The 20,216-nt window shown below is 44.4% G+C and carries 15 protein-coding genes, 1 tRNA gene and 1 riboswitch; of the genes, 2 read left to right on the forward strand and 14 right to left on the reverse strand.

Features of this window, described 5'->3' with window-relative positions:
* Positions 1 to 223: 223 nt before the first annotated feature.
* Together H3S83_RS05085 and pepN are read right to left on the reverse strand one after the other, a co-directional pair.
* Positions 224 to 2,548 carry a PAS domain-containing sensor histidine kinase gene (locus H3S83_RS05085; protein ID WP_198225043.1) on the reverse strand — a complete coding sequence of 775 codons (2,325 nt, stop codon included), beginning with the start codon at positions 2,546 to 2,548 and terminating at the stop codon, positions 224 to 226.
* A gap of 288 nt (positions 2,549 to 2,836) precedes the next feature.
* A complete protein-coding gene (gene pepN / locus H3S83_RS05090) occupies positions 2,837 to 5,464 on the reverse strand; it encodes an aminopeptidase N (protein WP_198239090.1) in 2,628 nt (875 codons plus the stop codon).
* Positions 5,465 to 5,766: 302 nt separating this feature from the next.
* On the opposite strand from pepN, the gene H3S83_RS05095 reads away from it, so the two are divergent.
* Positions 5,767 to 6,681: a DMT family transporter gene (locus tag H3S83_RS05095; protein ID WP_198239664.1), complete on the forward strand. Its 915-nt coding sequence runs from the start codon at positions 5,767 to 5,769 to the stop codon at positions 6,679 to 6,681.
* Positions 6,682 to 6,698: 17 nt separating this feature from the next.
* On the opposite strand, the gene H3S83_RS05100 is transcribed toward H3S83_RS05095, so the two are convergent.
* From H3S83_RS05100 to H3S83_RS05155, 12 genes are all read right to left on the reverse strand, one after another.
* On the reverse strand, positions 6,699 to 7,532 hold the full coding sequence (locus H3S83_RS05100; protein WP_198239091.1) for a uracil-DNA glycosylase family protein: 834 nt from the start codon (positions 7,530 to 7,532) through the stop codon (positions 6,699 to 6,701).
* A gap of 338 nt (positions 7,533 to 7,870) precedes the next feature.
* A complete protein-coding gene (locus H3S83_RS05105) occupies positions 7,871 to 8,980 on the reverse strand; it encodes an acyl-CoA dehydrogenase (protein ID WP_198239092.1) in 1,110 nt (369 codons plus the stop codon).
* A 175-nt stretch (positions 8,981 to 9,155) separates the two neighbouring features.
* A complete protein-coding gene (locus H3S83_RS05110; RefSeq protein ID WP_198239093.1) occupies positions 9,156 to 10,172 on the reverse strand; it encodes an endonuclease/exonuclease/phosphatase family protein in 1,017 nt (338 codons plus the stop codon).
* 501 nt (positions 10,173 to 10,673) lie between these two features.
* Complete coding sequence (locus H3S83_RS05115) at positions 10,674 to 11,195, reverse strand: O-acetyl-ADP-ribose deacetylase (protein ID WP_198232255.1); 522 nt, start codon at positions 11,193 to 11,195, stop codon at positions 10,674 to 10,676.
* A gap of 137 nt (positions 11,196 to 11,332) precedes the next feature.
* Positions 11,333 to 12,097: a hydroxymethylpyrimidine/phosphomethylpyrimidine kinase gene (locus H3S83_RS05120; RefSeq protein ID WP_198239094.1), complete on the reverse strand. Its 765-nt coding sequence runs from the start codon at positions 12,095 to 12,097 to the stop codon at positions 11,333 to 11,335.
* Entirely contained in the window at positions 12,088 to 12,693 is a 606-nt protein-coding gene (locus H3S83_RS05125; RefSeq protein WP_198239665.1) for a thiamine phosphate synthase, read from the reverse strand. Before H3S83_RS05125 ends, H3S83_RS05120 begins: the two co-directional genes overlap by 10 nt.
* Positions 12,693 to 13,463: a thiazole synthase gene (locus tag H3S83_RS05130; RefSeq protein ID WP_078040351.1), complete on the reverse strand. Its 771-nt coding sequence runs from the start codon at positions 13,461 to 13,463 to the stop codon at positions 12,693 to 12,695. The genes H3S83_RS05125 and H3S83_RS05130 overlap by 1 nt, the downstream gene beginning before the upstream one ends.
* Positions 13,464 to 13,468: 5 nt before the next feature.
* A complete protein-coding gene (gene thiS, locus H3S83_RS05135) occupies positions 13,469 to 13,666 on the reverse strand; it encodes a sulfur carrier protein ThiS (RefSeq protein ID WP_077970890.1) in 198 nt (65 codons plus the stop codon).
* A gap of 5 nt (positions 13,667 to 13,671) precedes the next feature.
* Entirely contained in the window at positions 13,672 to 14,634 is a 963-nt protein-coding gene (locus tag H3S83_RS05140; RefSeq protein ID WP_198239095.1) for an FAD-dependent oxidoreductase, read from the reverse strand.
* A 159-nt stretch (positions 14,635 to 14,793) separates the two neighbouring features.
* Positions 14,794 to 14,920: riboswitch (TPP riboswitch) on the reverse strand.
* Between the two features lie 156 nt (positions 14,921 to 15,076).
* The gene (locus tag H3S83_RS05145; RefSeq protein WP_198232259.1) at positions 15,077 to 15,442 is read right to left on the reverse strand and encodes a DUF423 domain-containing protein; all 366 of its coding nucleotides are present in this window, start codon (positions 15,440 to 15,442) and stop codon (positions 15,077 to 15,079) included.
* 5 nt (positions 15,443 to 15,447) lie between these two features.
* Positions 15,448 to 16,569 (reverse strand): pyridoxal phosphate-dependent aminotransferase, encoded by a 1,122-nt coding sequence (locus H3S83_RS05150; protein WP_198239096.1) that lies wholly within the window; start codon positions 16,567 to 16,569, stop codon positions 15,448 to 15,450.
* 996 nt (positions 16,570 to 17,565) lie between these two features.
* The gene (locus tag H3S83_RS05155; protein WP_198239097.1) at positions 17,566 to 18,837 is read right to left on the reverse strand and encodes a porin; all 1,272 of its coding nucleotides are present in this window, start codon (positions 18,835 to 18,837) and stop codon (positions 17,566 to 17,568) included.
* A 592-nt stretch (positions 18,838 to 19,429) separates the two neighbouring features.
* Here H3S83_RS05155 and H3S83_RS05160 point away from each other — a divergent pair.
* Positions 19,430 to 19,520: transfer RNA gene (locus tag H3S83_RS05160), tRNA-Ser, on the forward strand.
* The last annotated feature ends 696 nt before the right edge of the window (positions 19,521 to 20,216 follow it).

The raw sequence follows: 20,216 nt of genomic DNA on the forward strand, positions 1-20,216 counted from the left end.
TGTTATTTTTGTGATTTTTCGAACTTTAAATTGGCTGAATGAGAAAACAAAAGGAAAAGCGGTCTTCAAATCAATAGTGTAATAACAAAAAGTCATTATGGCTGTTAGACGGACAAATGCCGGATGGCATAACGAGCAATATTTTTTTGAATTTTAACAACCCCGATCATCTCAAAATGACCGGACTATATCTTGAAAATAGTCTTCCGGTTTACACAAACAGTTAATGCTTCTGCGTGACTGGCAAGGTGATGGTAACTGTTGTTCCCTTGCCTTCTTTCGAGGTGATATTGAGGTCGCCACCGTGGAGTTCTACAAGCGAGCGGGAAATGGCAAGTCCAAGCCCCGAACCGGCATGGGTCTTGGTGAACTGGTTTTCGACCTGCTCGAAAGGCTGACAAAGTTTTGCAATGGCAGCTTCAGGAATGCCTACACCGGTATCGGAGAAGACAAAAACAAGTTTGTCGTCTTTCTGATAGCCCTTAACGTCGATATGTCCACCGGACGGCGTGAATTTGACTGCATTGGAAAGAATATTCAGGAATACCTGGTGAATGGCGCGGCGATCAATATCGCCATGAAGTTTGGGGGTAATATCAGCTGTTACAGTGATATTTTTTTCTTGTGCCTGCGGCGTCAAAGTACGCAATGTCTCGCTGATAATTGGTTCAAGATCGGCATTCTCGCTTGAAAGGGTAAAACGTCCGGCTTCGATCTTCGACATATCAAGAATATCATTGATCAGTGTCAGCAAATGCGTGCCCGAATTGTGGATGTCATTCATATATTCGGCATAGCGTTCCGAACCCAATGGGCCAAAGGTGCCCTGTATCATCATTTCCGAAAAACCGATAATGGCATTGAGCGGGGTTCTCAATTCATGCGACATATTTGCCAAAAATTCGGATTTTGCCTTATTGGCGCTTTCGGCACGTTCTTTTTCCGATTGCAGACTTTCGTTCAGTTTTTCAACTTCGGTGGCGCGTTGTTGGGCGCTTTGACGCGCAAGTTTCAATTCCTGAATAAAGGAATAAAGCCGCCGCTCGCTATCTTCCAAACTTTTTTGTTGTTGTTTGAGTTCGGAAATATCGGTACCAACCGAAACCAGACCACCGTCCTGCGTACGACGTTCGTTAATTTTGAGCCAGCTTCCGTCAGACATTTGGCGGATACTGGTAAAATTGCCGGTGTCATCATGTTCAACCGACATTTCATTGATGGCAGGTTTTGCCATTGCTTCGACTGTTGCCCTTTGAACACCGGGCTGTAGCATATGATCGGGCAGCGAAGCATATTCGCGGAATTTGCTGTTCGACATAACGAGACGCCCGTCCGAATCCCACAAAACAAAGGATTCGGAGATGTTTTCTATTGCATCGCGAATGCGCAGATCAGCTTGTGCTGTCTGTTCGGCAAATTGATGTTGCTCGCTTATGTCAAATGAAATGCCGACGAGGTGGGCTTCTTCCTCTTGGGCAACTTCGGCACGAATACGCATCCAGACATAGTGGCCATCGGCATGGCGCATAGGAAGATTGATATCAATGTGATCTTTCTCTCCACTCATCAAATCGCGTGCCAATTCGTAAAGATCGGCATCCGCCGGATTGATGATGGACGTGATTTCAGAGATGGACAGAAGTGCGTCTTTCGGTTTGAAACCGAGCATTTCATACATGGAACGCGACCAATAAACACGTCCGCTTGCCATATTCCAGTCCCATAGGCCGCAACGTCCGCGCATCATCGCCATGTCAATGCGGTTCTGGATTTTTTCGGAAATGAGATCGGTATCACGTACACGGGCGGCCTGTGCATAATAGGCATAGAGAATGGCTAATATGACCCCGACTGTTCCGGCAAAAATAGTAATATTGACCGATACGGATTTGCGCCATTCAAGGTAAATTTCGTCTGTTTCCTCACCGACGAAAACGCCGTATTTTCCTTGCGCTGCCTGATCAAATGCAGCCAAAGAAGCTTTTCCGTCGATCTTGACTTGCATCACTCCGGCACTGCGGCCGAGAACGAATAAAGCCTGACTATCAGCGACAGAATCTGTGAGCGGGTGATTGATGTGTGTTTCCAGTCCGGAAGCTGCAACAACAACACCCTGATCATCCACAATGGCGATACGTGCGGCATTTGTAATCAACCCTTGTGTGCGGAAATCGACAAGGATGTTTTCGAGATCATTGTTCGACAAGTCGGGCGTGTCCTTGCCGTCATTTGCTTTGCCGTAAATTGCACGATCAATTGAACTTGCAAGATGTCCGGTAGAAAGCATCATCGCAGATCGTGTATTTGTATCAATACTTTGCCGCCACTCATAGAGAAGAACGAGACGTGTTGCAGCGAGGATGACAAGAAAAACAAGGATAATCAGAGGAATGGCACGACGCAGCCATGGCTCGATGGCGAGCAGCCTTTTATAGGCTGGACCTGAGAGCAAATCGACATGCGCTGACCCGGCCTTGCGCTTTTTCAGCGAAGGTTTTGAATCAACAAACGTCCCTGTGGGCGCGTTAAACGCGTCCAAATGCGCCATTTCTGGCCCCCTCTAACATTAACGGATAAACTGGCGAACTGATTCGGTACGCAAAACACCCGAACAAGCCCAATGAATCAAAACTGATTCGTCCTGTCCAGTATTTTCTTTGCGTGGGACCTTTTTTCATTAATCAAGCTTAGAATAAAAGCTTTAATAATTTTTTAACGCTGTCATAGCGTACTCAAAGAAAAAGACCGTTTTAACGGGTAGTAACAAGGAATATTCCAGAAAATTTTCGAGAAAAAAGCGGGGAGAAATATCTTCTCCCCGCCCGAATTTTAATTGTTAGCCGAGTGTACGGCTTACGATGTCGGAAACGTCGACTGAAAGTTTTGGCTCTTTCAATATGCGTTCCAATTGTTCCTTGAGCTTGCTTTGGCGCTTCGGTTCCAGTTGTTTCCATGACCGCGTGAGCGTTGCAAGGCGAGCAGCAAGTTGTGGATTTTCTTTGTCCACAGTCAGGATAATATCGGCGAGTAACTTGTAACCCTCACCGTCAACCCGATTGAAGCCGGTCTGGTTCGAAGCTGCAAATGAAGCTATCAGTGCACGCGTCCGGTTCGGATTATCAAGCGAAAAGAGCGGATGTTTCATAAGCTCTTTGACATGTGCCAGGGTTTTCTCGCCCGGAACTGTCGCCTGAACGGAGAACCACTTATCCATAACAAGCGGGTCTTTGCCATAACGCTTTTCAAAATCGGATAGTGCTTCTTTAGCTTCTTTTGTTTCATTGAAGAGATGAACAAGAATGGACAGTCCCCCCATCCGGTCTGTCATATTGTCAGCCTTCTTATAGGCCTCGAAAGCACGTATGGGAGTATTTTCGGCAAGTGTGAGATAATTGAGGACAGTGTTTTTCAAAGCGCGTTTACCAGCCGGTTCGGCTTTTGGCGAATAATGACCTTCGGTCTTCATCTTGTCGAAAACGTGCAACATTTTCTGTTTCAGATGATCGGCCAAAGATTTCATGAACGATTGGCGAACATTATAAATGCGGTCGGGATCGACATTTTTGCCTATCATACGTGCAAGCTCGATTTCCGAAGGCAATTGCAGGCATAGCGAGCGGAAAGCAGGTTCCAATGTGTCATCGTCAAGAAGCGCTTCAATCAGTGTTTGAAGTTTTTCAGGCATAGCCGGTTTTTCAGCTGATTGATCGGCAATTGCATTAACCAGAGCCTTCCCCATTAACTGGTTGAGTGACTCCCAGCGATTGACCTCGTCGGCATCAAAGCGTGCACGGAAAGCAAGGTCATCATCGCTTTCTTCCATTTTTAAATTGATTGGTGCAGAAAATCCGCGCAGCAGTGACAAAACCGGCTTTTCTTTCAGATCACGGATATGAACGGTCTGCTTTGCTTCAGACAAAACAATAACATTATTTTCAATGTGGTTATCGGCCTGATAAGGCATATCTTTGCCGTTTTTGCCCAAAAGACCGAAAGAAAGCGGAATAACCATCGGTTTTTTATTCGATTGACCGGGAGTGTCGGGAACAGTTTGTGTCAAATCAAGTGTCAAAACACCATCTTTATAATGGCTATCAACGGTTACCGTCGGTGTTCCCGCCTGTTCGTACCACAGCATGAATTGTGATAAATCGCGTCCTGAAACATCGGCAAAACACGCGATGAAATCTTCAATTGTGCAAGCTTCACCATCATGGCGTTGGAAATAAAGATCCATGCCTTTCCGGAAAAGCTCGTCGCCAAGCATGGTATGAACCATGCGTACAACCTCTGCGCCTTTTTCATAGACGGTTGTCGTATAAAAATTGTTGATTTCACGATATTGCCGTGGGCGGACAGGGTGGGCGAGCGGCCCTGCATCTTCAGGAAACTGTGCAATTTTCAATACACGAACATCGGAAATTCTGTGAACAGGGCGGGAGCGCTGGTCAGACGAAAATTCCTGATCGCGATAGACCGTGAGCCCTTCTTTCAAACAAAGTTGGAACCAGTCACGGCAGGTAATACGATCGCCTGTCCAATTGTGAAAATATTCGTGTGCAATAACGCGTTCTATGCCGGCATAATCGAAATCGGTTGCTGTGTTCGGGTCGGCAAGGACATATTTATCATTGAAAACGTTCAGCCCCTTGTTTTCCATTGCGCCCATATTGAAGTCGGAAACAGCAACAATATTGAAAATATCAAGGTCATATTCGCGCCCGAACTTTTCTTCATCCCAACGCATTGCGCGTTTGAGTGAATCCATCGCATAGGCTGCGCGTTCTCTTTTACCCTTTTCGACATAAATTCCAAGCTTTACTTTCCGCCCCGACATCGTGGTGAAGCTGTCATCATAATGGTCAAGAGCACCGCCAACGAGAGCGAAAAGATAGCATGGTTTGGGATGCGGATCTTCCCAGATTGCATAATGGCGTCCGCCTTCAAGTTTGCCGGTTTCGACGAGATTGCCATTGGAAAGAAGAACCGGTTCATTCTTTTCATCAGCCTCGATGCGGGTTCTGAAAACCGAAAGAATATCAGGACGATCATAAAAATAGGTGATCCGGCGGAAGCCTTGTGGTTCGTTCTGTGTGCAATAGACGCCGTTAGAAAGATAAAGCCCCATTAATTGGCGATTTTTCTTGGGATTGATTTGCGTGGTAACCTGAAGAGTAAATTTGCCTGAAGGGGGATTGTGAATTTCAAGTTTATCAGGTGTTGCCGAATAGTCTTTAGGCTCGAGCTTCTGACCGTTGATTGCCACTGACAACAATTTCAATTCATCCCCGACAAGAACCAATGGTGTTCCCGCTTTGGTGTTTTTGCGTGGTGAAAGGGAAAGCTTCGATTTTACGATTGTTTCGGTAGGATGAAGCGAAAAATCGAGCTCGGTGTTGGAAATTGCGTAATCGGTGGGCTTGTAATCTTCAAGACGATATACTGGAGTGTCAGATTTGGTCATAAATCGTGCCTTTTATAGAAGTTTATCATGAAGGTAAGCATATTTTGTCGAAACGACAACCGGCTCGAAAAGAAATCTCTGTTCATGCACACCAATGTGAATGGGAAATAGCATTGGTCTAACCTTCAAAACGTTTATTTTGGTAACCAGCTTGTATATGAATGAAGAAAATGTCTCGTGCAAAGCAAACGGCAATTTTATTCGTTTAGTCTTATTGACTGCCGGATAAATGCTTTACCGACAGGAGAGAACTCGTGGAAAAACAGTCACCGGCTATTCCGCATGCCCCATCGGGGAATGTCATGCTCGGAATCTGGATGAAAATTTTGTCGGTGGTCTGTTTTGTCATTATGTACAGCTTTTTGAAATCGGCAAAAGGCGTTCCTGCAGGTGAATTAAGCTTCTTCCGGTCGTTTTTCGGCATTGTCCCGATCATTCTTTGGGTCATGTCATTAAAAGAGCTTAAAACGGTGCTTTATACCAAAAACCTGACCGGACATGTTTTTCGGGGAATGTTCGGTACTTTTTCAATGCTATTCAGCTTTTATGCTTTGACCCTTCTACCGCTTCCTGAAACAGTTGCCATCGGTTATGGAGAACCGCTTATACTTGTGGTTCTATGTGCAATCTTTCTTCATGAAAAAGTTTATTTTTATCGTTGGAGTGCGGTTATTGTTGGCCTTATCGGTGTGTTGATCATTGTTTGGCCACGTCTTACTGTTCTCGGGTCAGCAAATGCCGATGTCGGAGCTTCAATTGGTGCGCTTTCTGCACTTGGAGCGGCAATAATGGCGGCGATTGCGATGTTGCTTGTCAGGAAACTTGTGTTTACCGAAAAGACAACAACAATCACCCTCTATTTCATGATAACATCAAGCATTATATCGTTGATTACAGTTCCGTTCGGATGGGTCGTTCCGAATTTTTATCAAGCTTCCATGCTTATTCTGGCCGGGCTTTTCGGTGGTATTGCTCAAATTTTTATGACGCAGGCTTACAGACATGCCGAACCTTCAACGGTTGCACCTTTTGAATATACGTCAATGTTGTTAAGCCTTTTGAGTGGTTATTTTATTTTTAACGAAATTCCGACGCTTGCAATGTTGTTCGGTGCGTGCCTCGTCATCGGCTCGGGTATTTTCATTATCCTTAGAGAATCCCATCTCATCGGGAGAAACCATACACGCCACCGTGCACTGTCTCATAAACACCGTTGAGCGCAAATCCGGAATGCTTAAACCGGCTGGTCAAGTGCATTGCGGATTTCCAGAAAATCTGCCCAGGCTAGTTTCTTCTGGCTTGGCGTTCGCAATAAATAGGCCGGATGGAATGTCGGCATCACCGGAATAGTTTTCCCGTTTTCCAAGTGATGCGAGAGCCATTGTCCTCTGGTGCGGATAATACCGTTTTTGACACCGGTCAGAACTTGCATGGCCGGTCCACCCAGAGCGACAAGAATTTCCGGCGCAGACAATTCTATCTGCCGTTCGATAAACGGGCGGCAAAGTTCGGTTTCCATCGGTGTCGGAGTACGGTTACCAGGTGGCCGCCAAGGTATAGTGTTGGCAATATAAACGTCTTCCCGTTTCAAGCCAATTGCCGCGAGGATGCGGTTGAGCAACATGCCGGAACGGCCGACGAAAGGAATGCCTTGCAAATCTTCTTCCCGGCCCGGAGCTTCGCCAACGAGCATAAGCTTCGAATGTGGTGTGCCATCGGCAAAACAGGTGTTTTTTGCTGTAAGTTTCAGTGTGCATCCGTTGAAAGATTTGAGCGCTTCGAAGAGTTCATCAAGATTTTTGGCGTTGCGGGCAAGTTCATTTGCTGTTGCAACTTGTCCTTCAACAGAAATGCGCTGAGGAGGAGCATGGCGGGGAGTAGGCCGAACATTTGTTCTTTCCTGAGGAACAGCTGTTTCACGCGCGGCGGCGGTTACTTGTTTTATAATTTTCGCCGATTGTTTGAAACGGTCGATAGGTTTGTCATCAAGTGGCGTGTCAACGCCGGCTTCTGAATAGAAGCCAAGCAATTCTTCATATGAAATCGTGCCGTTTGAACGCTCTGACATTGTAACCTTTAGTCTTTCATAGCCAATGAATAGACCAAGCAATAGAGCTCTTCAAGACCGGATATCAGTTGCCTGACTGGCGGTGAGATCAGGCGACAGGAAAGGGTTACCCCCGAGTTTAAAGTTTAGGCAAAAACTACTTTAAGAGGAGAAGCCCTATTTAAAATTTCTCCTGTTGCAAATTATCGGGAGAAAGCCTGGCCAAGTCAGAGCGGGAACTTGAATCGTTCTTAAGAATTTTGTTTTTCAACAAAGCAGGTGGAGTTTTTTCAACATTGTAATGCTCTAGAAAATAAAAATGCAATATGAAGCGCTGATAAATCGCGTCGCAAATTGAGTTACCAGAGCGGTTCGCCGTGTCTTGCCATTAAAAACTCCGCAGCCTGCAAAAGACGGCCATCGGGAGCAATGTGACGGATAAACATCGATAGATCACGGCGCATTCGTTCGATCGGGCAACGTTCGATAAAGGCTTCCATACCAAGCGATTTCTCGCAAAGGTTAAGAATTCTAACGCAGACATCCTCCATCTGATCATGTGCGAGAAGGCAGGCCAAAACTGCATCGTCAATATTCTCCTTCATCGGTTTGCGCGTTGCTTCTTCAACAAGACAAGCAGTTTTAAAAAGCATGGCAGAAGCCGCCAATGTTTCGGAACGTGCTTTTGCAAGGCGTGTTAGCTGGAACGGATCATCAAGCCGGTTTTTGCGAATAAGCATTTCGCGCCACGTGTCAATAATCGCTTCTGCACCGCCAAGATGAGCGACACTATGGCGCCAGACACCACCTATATAATGTGGTTCCTGATGAAAATCCCCAGGTTTTCCAAGAAGATCACCTTCTTTAATTTCCATATCGGAAAAATCGAACGAACCGGTCAGCGTCGGACGCATGCCGGAAGCATCCCAATATTCGATATTTTGTCGTAAGGTGTCGGTGACATCTACCACAGCGAGTTGATCGGCTTCTCTTTCATTTTTTCGAAGACGTATAATTGCCAATTCAACCATTCCCAATCCGGTTACCAGACGTTTTACTCCATGGAGCCTGATTTTTCCGTTCGGCAAAGTGGTAAATCTCAAAGGTTGATTGAGACTGGCACCCCAAACCCCCAGAAGAGCACCTTCCTTGACCTTGGAAAAAATGGTTTTTCTTAAGCGGTTTTCGGCATAAAGTTCGATAAGACGCACAGCATGAAGATGCCCTTCGAAAAGGCGTGCGAGCGACAGATTGGCTTTGCCAAGCCTGCGTAAAAAATCGAATGCGGCTTTGGTTTCATCTTCATTTTTTGTCAAAGCCCAATTGCTGCCGCCAAGTTTTTTGGGGAGACAAGCACGAAGTGCGCCACTTTCATTCAACCGTTGCAAGTCGACCGTCAGCCCGTATTCTTCTACATGATCGGCACTCTCCGAAATGAGGTCGAATAGGGCTTCATTATTCGTGGACATAGGCGTTTCCATAAACATTTCAGAAAATTTCGGTAGGAGAAAATGCTCGGAAGCTAAAATGCGCAAGGATCAAAGAAATTCAAAAACAAAAATGAAAAAGGGTCATTCAGTCTAAATTTGGCTTTGTTTTTCTGGGTGGTTCATGGAAATGCCGGAATTTGGCAGATTGGCTGTATCAAAACCGGTCAGAATTGAAGCTGAATTCTGCAAGTACCGGCAGGTGATCGGAACCGAAAAAAGAAAGACGTTTAACGCTTATAGGTTCGATGTCCTCGGAAAAGAGAATCTGGTCAATAGGAAGTCCCAAATAAGGCCGTAAAAGAGCCGGAAAGCTATATGAAAGCCATGTTGGACCGATGCCTGAAATGTGCCGTGTACCGGTCAGTCTTTCCATTCTGGAAACGGTATTGCTCCACGTTACACTATTTAAATCGCCTGCAACAATCATTTGCGAAAATTTGTGCTTGAGGTCGGTTCTGAATGCACCGTTTTCCAATTCGTCTAATTGTAAATTCTGCCCGAATGGCCACGGCCAGGCAAGATGGACAGAGATGATATCAAGGGGAGGGTGATTTGGTTTGTCCGACAGGAATTCTATTTTTGCTATATAACCATGGGTGGTTGTCGCATCGTAACAGGTAACAACGGGAGAATTGGTAAAACCGTAGCGGGATAAAAACCTATCTGACAGGATAACGCCTGTCGCACCTGCGCGGTCATTGTCGGCAACGCAACCGATAATCGTCAAATTGTTGTTTTGAAAAAAATCGCGCCATTTTGCAGAAGCTTCTTGCACCGTGATAATATCAGGCTTTTCTTTTTCTATAAGAGCCAGGAATTTTTCCGGTGTCTGATTGTCAAAACGCAAATTGGCTTGCAGCAATTTGAAGGTTGAGCTTTTAAGCATTCCGGAATTTGGTGAAACGCCGCTATCATTCAAGCTTAAACCGACAAGGGCAGCCGCAAATATTATCGGAAAAACTGCTTGTTGCCGAAGTTTTGTGAAAACAAGAGGAAAGGTAAGTAAAATAGTAAATAATGCGAGTGGAATGCGGATATCGGCAAGTGAATCTAAAAGCGGATGAAAAGCTGTGAATAAACTCGCAAATAATGGCAAAGTCGACAAAACGACGACAATAAACCAAATAAGGACAAGAGTCTGACAAACGGATTTTCCGGAATGTTTACCCATTTTGATTGCCGCCATAAATGCGGCACAAGCCAACCATTAATTCGTTGGTTGACTTGTCAGGGGAGCAAAAATCGGCTTTGCATAGGCCGGAGTCTTGGCATGGAACAAAGCAAACGCGCCTAAAACCGCCACAAAAACCAAAGTCAAAAACAATATAGAAAAGCGACGAATCAGCATAATTTGGCTCCCTTCGTTAACCATATTGCATAAATTATTTCATTTGAAACTAGTTATCTTTCATGAGGAAGCGAGATTTATTATCATATCAACTGTTCTGTTGTCTCAAGCAACACCGTTTACTGATGTCGTATTGATCATAAAATAGGTGGCGTCTTTTCCAAAAGGAACTATCCCTTTTTATCGCTTTATATCGCCAAACCCCAAAAATTTGGACTCTAAACAAGTAAAGTCGGGTTAGCTTTCATGTGAACTTTCCCGAAAAAAACGTCTAACAAATACACATGTGATCTGGCACACATAGTTGATAAAATTGACTATGTGTCATGATAAAATGTGAAGCTGATCGCGATAGATATCCATCATATCTTTGGAAAAACAACAAAAGATGACCCTTTGAGGAAAGTCATTCTTTTTTAAAAATTGACAAGTGGTGAAAACAGCAATTTTTGCAGCTTCCTTATGAGGATAACCATAGACACCGGCAGAAATTGCCGGAAATGCGATCGATTGGAATTGCTTATTTTCCGCAATCGCAAGTGAATTCTCGTAACATGATTGCAGTTTTTCCGCTTCATGGTCAACGCCGCCATACCAGATCGGTCCGACTGTGTGGATAATGTAGCGGGCGGGCAGGCGATAACCGTTTGTGAGCTTTGCTTCACCTGTTTTACAACCATTAAGCGCCTTGCATTCGGTAAGTAGTTCGGGGCCTGCAGCCTTGTGGATTGCGCCATCCACTCCACCGCCGCCAAGAAGAGTTGTGTTGGCCGCATTAACAATGGCATCGACATCAAGCTTGGTAATGTCACCACAAATGACGGAAATACGATTTTTGTCTATCATCAATGATTTCCCCTTCATTTCGAAATATCGATTGCTTCGATTGTGATCCTTTTCAAGCGAAGTGGAAATAGCCAAAAATTATTAGAAAAATCAGTAAAAACGAGCCTGAAAATCGTGCAGTGATTGAGAAGACCTGGTCAACTTTTTGAAAAAGAAGCGGCACGTTCCCGCAATAATTGATAGACATAGTTTTTGGCAGTTTTGACAGCATCTTCCAATGATTTACCTTTGGCTATCTCGCAGGCAATGGCCGTTGATAAGGTGCATCCTGTTCCTCGCATCGTTGCGTTGAGACGTGCATTCGAAAAATTGGTGGTACGGGAAGAGGAAACAAGGCTATCGATTGCAATCTCTCCCGTTTCATGCCCGCCTTTTGCAAGAACATATTTGGAGCCGGAGGCTAACAGTTTTTTTGCCTGCTCGATCGTTTGGGAATGATTTTCGGAAAGGTTTTTACCGGTTAAAGCGGCAAGCTCGGGAAGGTTGGGCGTGACAAGATAGCAATATTTTAACAACTTTTCTTTGATGGCTTTTACTGTTTTGTCGTCTGCAAGGACACCCCCCGATGAAGCACGGATAACCGGATCGAGTATAACCGGAATGTCGGAAAAATTGTCAAGAACGCTGCAGATTGCCTCGACGATTTCAGGTGATCCCGTCATTCCCACTTTAATAGCCGAAATTTTATCCGACCGGAGTGCAGCCAACATTTGACCGCGGATAATTTCACCATTCATCGGCAGCTTTGTTTCGACATGGTGGTCATCCTGCACATTGACGGAGGTGACAGCAAGCCCTGTTTTGACAGAAAAATGGCTTGCTGTTTCGATATCACGGACAATCCCTGCGCCACCCGTCGGATCGGTTCCGGCAACGATGAGTATTTTGGGCATCAGCGCCATTTTTGTGTTGCTTCCAACCATTGTTTAACACGGTCTTCGGGATTTTCGTTCATGGCAATATCGGTTACCACAGCAGCACTATCGGCACCGGCTTCCAATACAGCCTTGGCACGTTCCGGATTCAATCCGCCGATTGCAACCAGAGGAAGATCACCAACAAGCTTTTTCCAGCGGGTCACTTTTTCCAAACCTTGAGGTTGCCACTTCATCTTTTTCAATATGGTTTGATAAACGGGCCCTAAAGCGACATAATCCGGCTTCACGGCAAGCGCTTTATTGAGCTCGCTTGCATCATGGGTACTGACGCCGAGTTTCAATCCTGCTTTCTTTATTTTCTCGACATTGGCATCGACAAGATCTTCCTGCCCGAGGTGAATAAAATCACATTTTTCCTCAATTGCCGCTTTCCAATAATCATTGATGATCAACTGACAATGAAATTGTTTGCAAACAAGTTTTGCTCTCTGGATATGCTGGTGAAGAACCTCTAAAGGCACATTTTTCATGCGCAATTGCACCAACTTGACACCAAGCGGTATCAGTTTCTCGATCCAGTCTGCACTGTCAACGATAAGATAAAAGGGGTCTAATTTGATCAAAATATTGCCTTTCCAAACACCGGTGTTGAAGGAACTGCAACATCTCTGGGCTCCAACATTCCGGCTTTATATGCACTTTGTCCGGCTTTTATAGCATTTGCAAACGCCTCCGCCATCAATACCGGATCACCAGCCTTGGCGACGGCTGTGTTGAGCAATACACCATCATAGCCGAGTTCCATAGCTATTGCCGCATGAGACGGGCGACCAATTCCGGCATCCACAATCAAAGAAAGCTCTGGAAAATTGGCGCGGATTGTGCGTAAGCCATCAACGTCCCTTGGTCCTTTTGCCGAACCGATAGGGGCACACCAAGGCATAATCACACGACATCCTGCATCAGCCAGCTTTTCCGCGACAATGAGGTCATCTGTAGTATAAGGAAAGACTTGAAATCCATCTTCGTTAAGGATGCGGGCAGCTTCGACCAAAGCAAACACATCCGGTTGCAGTGTGTCGGCATTGCCGATCACTTCCAGTTTAATCCAGGGCGTTTTGAAAATGTCGCGCGCCATATGGGCCGTTGTGACAGCTTCTTTTACTGTAAAGCATCCGGCTGTGTTCGGAAGAATGGATACCCCGAGAGATTTTATAAGGGAAAAAAATTGCCCTCCTTGTTTTCCACCCGCCGTTTCACGACGCAGAGATAATGTTACAATCTCTGTATGGGAAGCACGAATTGCATCTTCAAGAATTTTTGGCGATGGATATTGCGCCGTTCCTAACAGAAGATGGGATGAAAATTTTTTATCATAAAGTTCAAGCAACTTGCTCAACCTCCCTGCATAGGGCTTAGAATTTCTATTCTATCGCCGTTATTCAATTTGAAATCTTCGCGCTCGCTTTCACTCACAAGTTCGGCATTGACGGCTGTTGCCAGCCAATCGCCTTGATAATCGAGCTCGTTCAAAAGAGCCGAAAGCGTTTCAGCGCCTACATTTTTTTCTTCGCCATTAACGAATAACTGCATTTTAATCAGCCCATCACAATTTCAGTCACCTGACGGGCCATCTCCGGAGAGATGAGGTATCCGTGGCGGTGCATTCCGTTGACATAAATGTGGTTGCCGTCCTGTTTTACTCGCGGAAAATTATCCTCATAAGCAGGGCGAACGCCAACGCCGATTTCCACAATATCGGCTTCGCCAAAGGACGGATGAATAGTGTAGGCGGCATTCAGAAAATCCATCATCGAATGCGCCGTAATCGGCCTATCATCATTGCTTTCGATCATAGTCGCGCCAATCATAAAAATTCCGTTGTCTCTGGGTACAATATATAACGGAATTCTCGGGTGGACGAGCCTGATCGGTCTTGAAAAGGAAATTTCGCTATTGTGCACAAGCAGCATCTCGCCACGAACGCCACGCATGTCTTTATCCTGTCCAAGACGGGCGATACCTGTTGCATCGACGATGAAATCAAAACCGTCTTCACTTGCTCCAACGTCAACAAAATGCGCTTTCATATCTGCCAATTTTTGTTTCAAAGCTAACAGCGCTTTGCGAGGATCAATATGGCCTTCGGTTTCGTAAAATAAACCGCGGTTGAAACGCCCGGCAAGATCGGGCTCCAATTTTGCAATTTCATCTCCGTCGATTATGCGATGCCCACCGGTGCGGTCTGAAAAACGGTTCAATTCTGCGGCATCTCTTTGAGGAGCAACAACGAGGGTACCATTATGTTTTACGAGATCGGGGAGAGTCTCGGCCCACCATTTCATTGTCTGTAACCCCAGTTCTTCGACGCGTGCTTCGGCACTTTCGCGTTCGCAATAGGGGGCAAGCATCCCGCCGGCATACCAGCTTGCAGCTCCACGGGGAGAATCATCCGGAGCAGAGATCGTTATTTCAGCTCCCGCTTTTGCTAACATATAAGCGCTGGTCAAGCCGGCAACGCCACATCCTCTGACAAGTATTTTCTTGTTCGTTTTTTGCATTCGCATCATCCACAATCAAATGAGGTTGCAAGGAAAATTTGCAATCCCGTTAAGCCGGAATGAACCAGCTGTGTGATATCCAGAATGTAAATTCTTGGAACACAACATAAAACCGGATCGGAATGATTGAAAATCAAATGACTGCTCTTCGTCGAGCAGGTCAAATATAACCACCATCCCTCCGCCAGTCCTAACTGGTTCAGGTTCAATGGGTCACTGTAATGATCTGACTTAAATCAATCTCAATACAGACTCTCAGCCCCAAAAGGCTCCCCAAGGTTGGTGCGCATGTTTGGCTTAAATGGTTATTTTGTCAACATCTATAAAACGTGATTGATGACTCTCTAAAAAGAATGCAGCTTATCGTTGAACATAGAAGTCCCAAAATACGGCATTCAAGGTGTTTAAAATGCAAGAGAAGTTTTGATAAGCAATAGAGATGTTAAACGTCTTCTTTTTCGAAAGGCAAAAATGCGGCAATGATCAGCAAAAGCCAGCCGAGAATGTTGATTGTGCCTCCGAGCGGGGCAGCATAAGGAAAGAGCCGTGTTTCGGCAAATTCGCGACACATGATATCCAGTGCAAAAAGCGCAACGCCAATAATGATAAGAACACCTGAAAGGCGCATGACGATATTTGTTTTTGTGGCAACCGAGAGGCCTAGCAGCGCTGCTGCATTGCCAAGAAGGACGGGTGCCACTGCTTCGTAATAGCCGCCGATATGCGAGGCAGCCGCGTAAGCAGCAATACCACCGGCACCATAAAGGCCGGAAAAGCCGCATAATATACGTTTATTCAAATCAGACATATTTTTCACCCCTTATCTGCCGCAATCAGCGCGTATGAGAAAGCCTCTGCAAAGAGGTCCAGTTCTTTGCGAGGACCAACACTCACCCTAATGAGCCGATCAAGAACAGGCACAAAAGGTTTTCGTACGAATATTTGCCGTTTTATAAGTTCATTTAAAACAGCTGTCGCAAATTTCCCGTCACGACCACAATCAATGGCAACAAAATTGGTTGCAGACGGCAAAGTTTTTAATCCGTTTTTTCCAGCGATTGTTACAATTTGCTGCTTTGCCGTTTCGATTTTCTTGATGACATCCTCGAGATATTTGCGATCTGACAGAGCTTGCAAGGCTGCAATTTGTGCCATTTTATTGACAGAAAAATGGTCACGAATTTTATCGAACATGTTGATCAGCTCGGAAAAACCGATTGCATAGCCACAGCGCAATCCGGCAAGACCATAAGCTTTGGAGAAGGTACGCATTCTCAAAACATTGGGCCATAATTTTGACATGGCAGGCAATTCGTTTTTCGGCGCAAGTTCGCCATAAGCTTCATCAAGAACCAATAGTGTAGTTTCAGGCAAACTCTTGATAAAAGCTTCAATCGCGTTTTCGTTATGCCATGTCCCCAACGGGTTATCCGGATTTGCGAGATAAACAATTTTTGCTTTATATTTATGCGCCGCATCCGATAGAGCCTGGAGATCAGCCTTGTCATTCAGATAGGGCACTTCCACGAGTCTTCCACCAAAACCGGCTACGTGATAGTTGAATGTCGGATATCCACCAAGCGAGTTGATAACAACATCACCAGGCTGGATATATTGGCGTACAATCAATCCTAAGAGCGTGTCCACTCCAGGACCGATGGTTAACTGGTTCGGCTTTAAGTTGTACAGCTCTGCGAGCGCATTAGTGAGATCGTAATTTTCCGGATCACCATATTTCCAAACTTCATTAGGAGAGTTTTTAAGAGTCTCAATGACGGAAGGTGCAGGCCCAAAACCATTTTCATTGGCACCTAATCTTGCACGAAATAAATGCCCCGTTTTTCGCTCGATAGCCTCGGGACCTGTAAAAGGAACAGTCGAAGGTAATGAAGCGACAAGAGGCGTGACAGCCGGAAAAACATATTTGTCTGACATAATCCAATCCAGTTACAGCGGGCGACATGCACCAAAGCGTTCTAAAACGACTAGCATAAAAAACGACTAGCATAAAAAGGTTCTACCGTAGATATCAATAAATCGTTATGCCTATGATTTTAATCCGGAATTTTGAAAATTGAAGTTGTTTTTCGGCAATGGCATATTGCAACGAATGATATTCATTTTTTAAATATCAATTTATATAAAATATATAATGAAATATCAAATATTCATTATTAAAACATTATAATGAAATAATATATTTTATGAAATATATATAAAACGTTTATTTATAATTAAAAAATGAATTTTTATTCGTTAATTTTATTGCATTTAAAAATTAAAAATAATATAGATTTAAAAATTAAAATAAAAAAATATAAAATAAATTTTATATAAAAAATAATGATTATGAATGAAAACCTTGTGCGTTAGTTATTTTCATAATGAGCTTATCGGTTAGATTATCGGAGTGAATTTATTTGCGCTATACATGCCAGACATTAAGAAAAATTTTCCGCTTCTTCAAATGTGAAATGAACGATCTGGCAATTCATTATTGAGGCGCGATGATACTCTCGGTTTTCTTTAACATCGAAAGGTGGTCATCGACATCACGGTGGTTATTTCTATCACAATTTGAATATGATCAGGCGTAAATGGTTGGGGGTGTCGATAAATGAGAAAATTCAAACTCAGCATTGAATCTCATCGGTAGAAGATCGGAAATGAGGAACAAAACCACGCAAAATATCTTAAAACCCATTGCAAAAATTCTTGAAAAACAACTTGGTTGAAGGAAGGGCATTCAAACTGTGTTTTTCCATAACAGGCTTGTCCTACTCACTGTCAGAATCATCGAATGCGATTTAATACGCCAATCCGATTATTGACCCGATTTAATTGGTTTTTTGATACAAAACTAAAATTATTTTGTGTCATAAAAAAACCGGTGGTAAAACCACCGGTTCTTATATTTAATTCATTCAGGAATTAGAACGAACGTTGGATACGAAGCATACCCTGGAAAGCATCCTGACCTTTCATAGAGTCAACGAGCTTTTCAGTGTTGGCCGCGTTACGGATGCTGTAGTCATTTTCCCAAGAGATATAGGTTAATTCAGGAGTAATGACGAGACCCGGTACCAATTCATACTTCACGTTAACAGATGCAGCGAAAGTATCTGTATCGTCATAGGCAACCTGGGCATTGAAGCTTGTCTTCTTATTGAACTTGAAGGTTGTACCACCCCAAACAGCCCAATCACCACCCCAATCGCCATAGATTGAGTTGACTTGGCGATAAACACCATTCTTGAAGCCCAGAGCACCGGCGGAATTGGTGTAACGACGAACGCCATATGTATCATCTTCACGATAAGTATCATCAGCAGATTTGTATCCACCCATGACCCAAACGCTCCACTGATCGGTAACGTTCAAATCCAAACGAGCTTTGGCAGCCCATTCTTCATAATAGGCATCATATGCACCAACGACAGAAACGCCACCCCAGCCTTGGACGTATTTCAAACCACCAACAACATTCGGTGTGTAGTCGTCAATTTTACCACTGAGTTTGTGCTCTTTACCTTTAATAGTATCATTTATATCACGATAATAGGTGTAACCGAACCCACCATCTTCGTTATTGTTATCAATGTCGTCGTTACCCTGTTCAACACCCAAGATAGCGGAGAAACCATTTCCTGCATTGAATGTGTAGCTGATAACATTGGTACGTGTGTAAGCCATCGGGGTCAGGATGTCATCATTAATGACATTACCATAATAACCTGTCCAATGGCTGAAAATGGATTCATCAAGACCTACGCGGATGCCACCGAGTTCGATGAATGCAAAGCGGAGCTGTCCACTAGCGGAATCGCCTTTGTGGTCATATTCTGCACCTTCGTCCCATTGTGAACGCAATTCAACGAATGTGCGCAATGTGCCAAGTTCTGTTTCAGATGCTGTGTGGAAACGAAGTGTTGCACGTGTACGCCAAGCGTAAGTATCACGATCGATGTCACCACGCTTACGGGCATAGACATTGTCACCGCCCGCAATGTCGGCACGGACATAACCGGAAATGCGCATGCAAGTTTCAGTACCAGGAATATAGAAATATCCCTCACCATAAGCGTCACAGACGCGTACATATTCAACGGGTTCCGGCTCTGCAACGACTACGTCGGCTGCACGAGCGCCAGAAACTGCAATGAGAGCTGCAGCGGAGCCGAGAAGAAGGCTCTTAATGTTCATATCTGACCTCCAGTCAAAGTTAAAATTGGGTCGGGTTCACGAAGTTCAGAAAGTTTGAATCCCGATCCCCTTAACCGAAAAAGTCGCACGCGAGCGCTCCTTCTTCATGAATCGAACATACCCGACGATATTTTTGATTCAACCGTGAAAAAGGGAAAAGCGGGGTTTTGAAGCGAGTATCGTTGCACCTTGTTGCAAAAATGACACAAAAAAATAGGGGTTCAGATGATTTGTTTGTGGATTATTAACCATATTTTTTGTGTTAAATTAACTTTAACCCAAAACTTTGACCGGTGATAAACCATTTTTTGAGTCGCTGTCGCTCTTAATCAAAAAGAGGCCAGTTTGGTTATGCCTGAGCAACACTATGCGATTTATCGGTAGCCAAAAAGTTTTATAAATCTAACTTCCTGCAACGGAGGCTTGTCGTGAAAACGGGATTTTCTCACTGTCTTTTGTTCAAATGATCTCCTCTGTTCGAACGAACTTGGAGGAGGCAGCGGAACCTTCATTATTATATATTATGTATAAAAAAGGATTTTTTGAGAAAATCGCTTGAACTTCCGTGAAAGAATGTTTATTGGCTGCTCTCGGAGAGGTGGCCGAGTGGTCGAAGGCGCTCCCCTGCTAAGGGAGTAGAGCTCAAAAGGCTCTCGAGGGTTCGAATCCCTTCTTCTCCGCCATAATTCGATAAAAACGACAATTAAATCAATAAGTTAAGCTATTTGATAGCTTATATATACCCCATTTCATCGCCCAAAAAAAAGACAATAATCATTTGGGGCTTTGCTGCCGTCGTATAAACGTAATGCACCAATTAATCGCCGACACGCCCAAGGCGCCGTACAAAAAACCGGCAAGGACAAGTTTTTTTCGGGGACAACCTACGAGCTATCAATCAGATCGAATTTATCAAGACTATGGTAAAGAGTGTTAGCACCCGCTCCATAAATAGCGAACAGAGAACCGCCAACCCATTCCATTACACGTTGAGGCCATTTCTTATTCGGTCCGTGCAGTTGGCTTAAGAACGTTCCACAGGCATCGACCCGCAATAAAATTTATAATGAATTTATAAAATGGCATCGCTTTGTTCATCTTGAAATGGAATTTAATCGGCACTTATTTTCTTATTTTTGGCGGTAACCGGTTCGAATTTTCATCACATAAGGATAAAAGCGGTGATGCAATCAAGCGGTGCTTTACGTCGGGGACTCTATTTAAATCCGTCAAGCCGGAAAACATTTATCCGCCAGACATAAAAATTGGGACAAAGATCAAATTTATCATATGAGTACTACATTGCATTTATTACCCGCAAAATCATCTCTTTGTCTCTTGGCTCCCCATGCTGTTTTTATTATCGATTGTTATCCGCA

It is taken from the genome of Bartonella sp. W8122 (genome assembly GCF_016102485.1).
GTDB lineage: Bacteria > Pseudomonadota > Alphaproteobacteria > Rhizobiales > Rhizobiaceae > Bartonella > Bartonella apihabitans.

Excerpts from the sequence above, each read along its gene's own strand:
- H3S83_RS05085 (WP_198225043.1), bottom strand. The coding sequence starts at position 2,548 with ATGGCGCATTTGGACGCGTTTAACGCGCCCACAGGGACGTTTGTTGAT.
- pepN (WP_198239090.1), bottom strand. The coding sequence starts at position 5,464 with ATGACCAAATCTGACACTCCAGTATATCGTCTTGAAGATTACAAGCCC.
- H3S83_RS05095 (WP_198239664.1), top strand. The coding sequence starts at position 5,767 with ATGCTCGGAATCTGGATGAAAATTTTGTCGGTGGTCTGTTTTGTCATT.
- H3S83_RS05100 (WP_198239091.1), bottom strand. The coding sequence starts at position 7,532 with ATGTCAGAGCGTTCAAACGGCACGATTTCATATGAAGAATTGCTTGGC.
- H3S83_RS05105 (WP_198239092.1), bottom strand. The coding sequence starts at position 8,980 with ATGTCCACGAATAATGAAGCCCTATTCGACCTCATTTCGGAGAGTGCC.
- H3S83_RS05110 (WP_198239093.1), bottom strand. The coding sequence starts at position 10,172 with ATGGGTAAACATTCCGGAAAATCCGTTTGTCAGACTCTTGTCCTTATT.
- H3S83_RS05115 (WP_198232255.1), bottom strand. The coding sequence starts at position 11,195 with ATGATAGACAAAAATCGTATTTCCGTCATTTGTGGTGACATTACCAAG.
- H3S83_RS05120 (WP_198239094.1), bottom strand. The coding sequence starts at position 12,097 with ATGGCGCTGATGCCCAAAATACTCATCGTTGCCGGAACCGATCCGACG.
- thiS (WP_077970890.1), bottom strand. The coding sequence starts at position 13,666 with ATGCAGTTATTCGTTAATGGCGAAGAAAAAAATGTAGGCGCTGAAACG.
- H3S83_RS05140 (WP_198239095.1), bottom strand. The coding sequence starts at position 14,634 with ATGCAAAAAACGAACAAGAAAATACTTGTCAGAGGATGTGGCGTTGCC.
- H3S83_RS05145 (WP_198232259.1), bottom strand. The coding sequence starts at position 15,442 with ATGTCTGATTTGAATAAACGTATATTATGCGGCTTTTCCGGCCTTTAT.
- H3S83_RS05150 (WP_198239096.1), bottom strand. The coding sequence starts at position 16,569 with ATGTCAGACAAATATGTTTTTCCGGCTGTCACGCCTCTTGTCGCTTCA.
- H3S83_RS05155 (WP_198239097.1), bottom strand. The coding sequence starts at position 18,837 with ATGAACATTAAGAGCCTTCTTCTCGGCTCCGCTGCAGCTCTCATTGCA.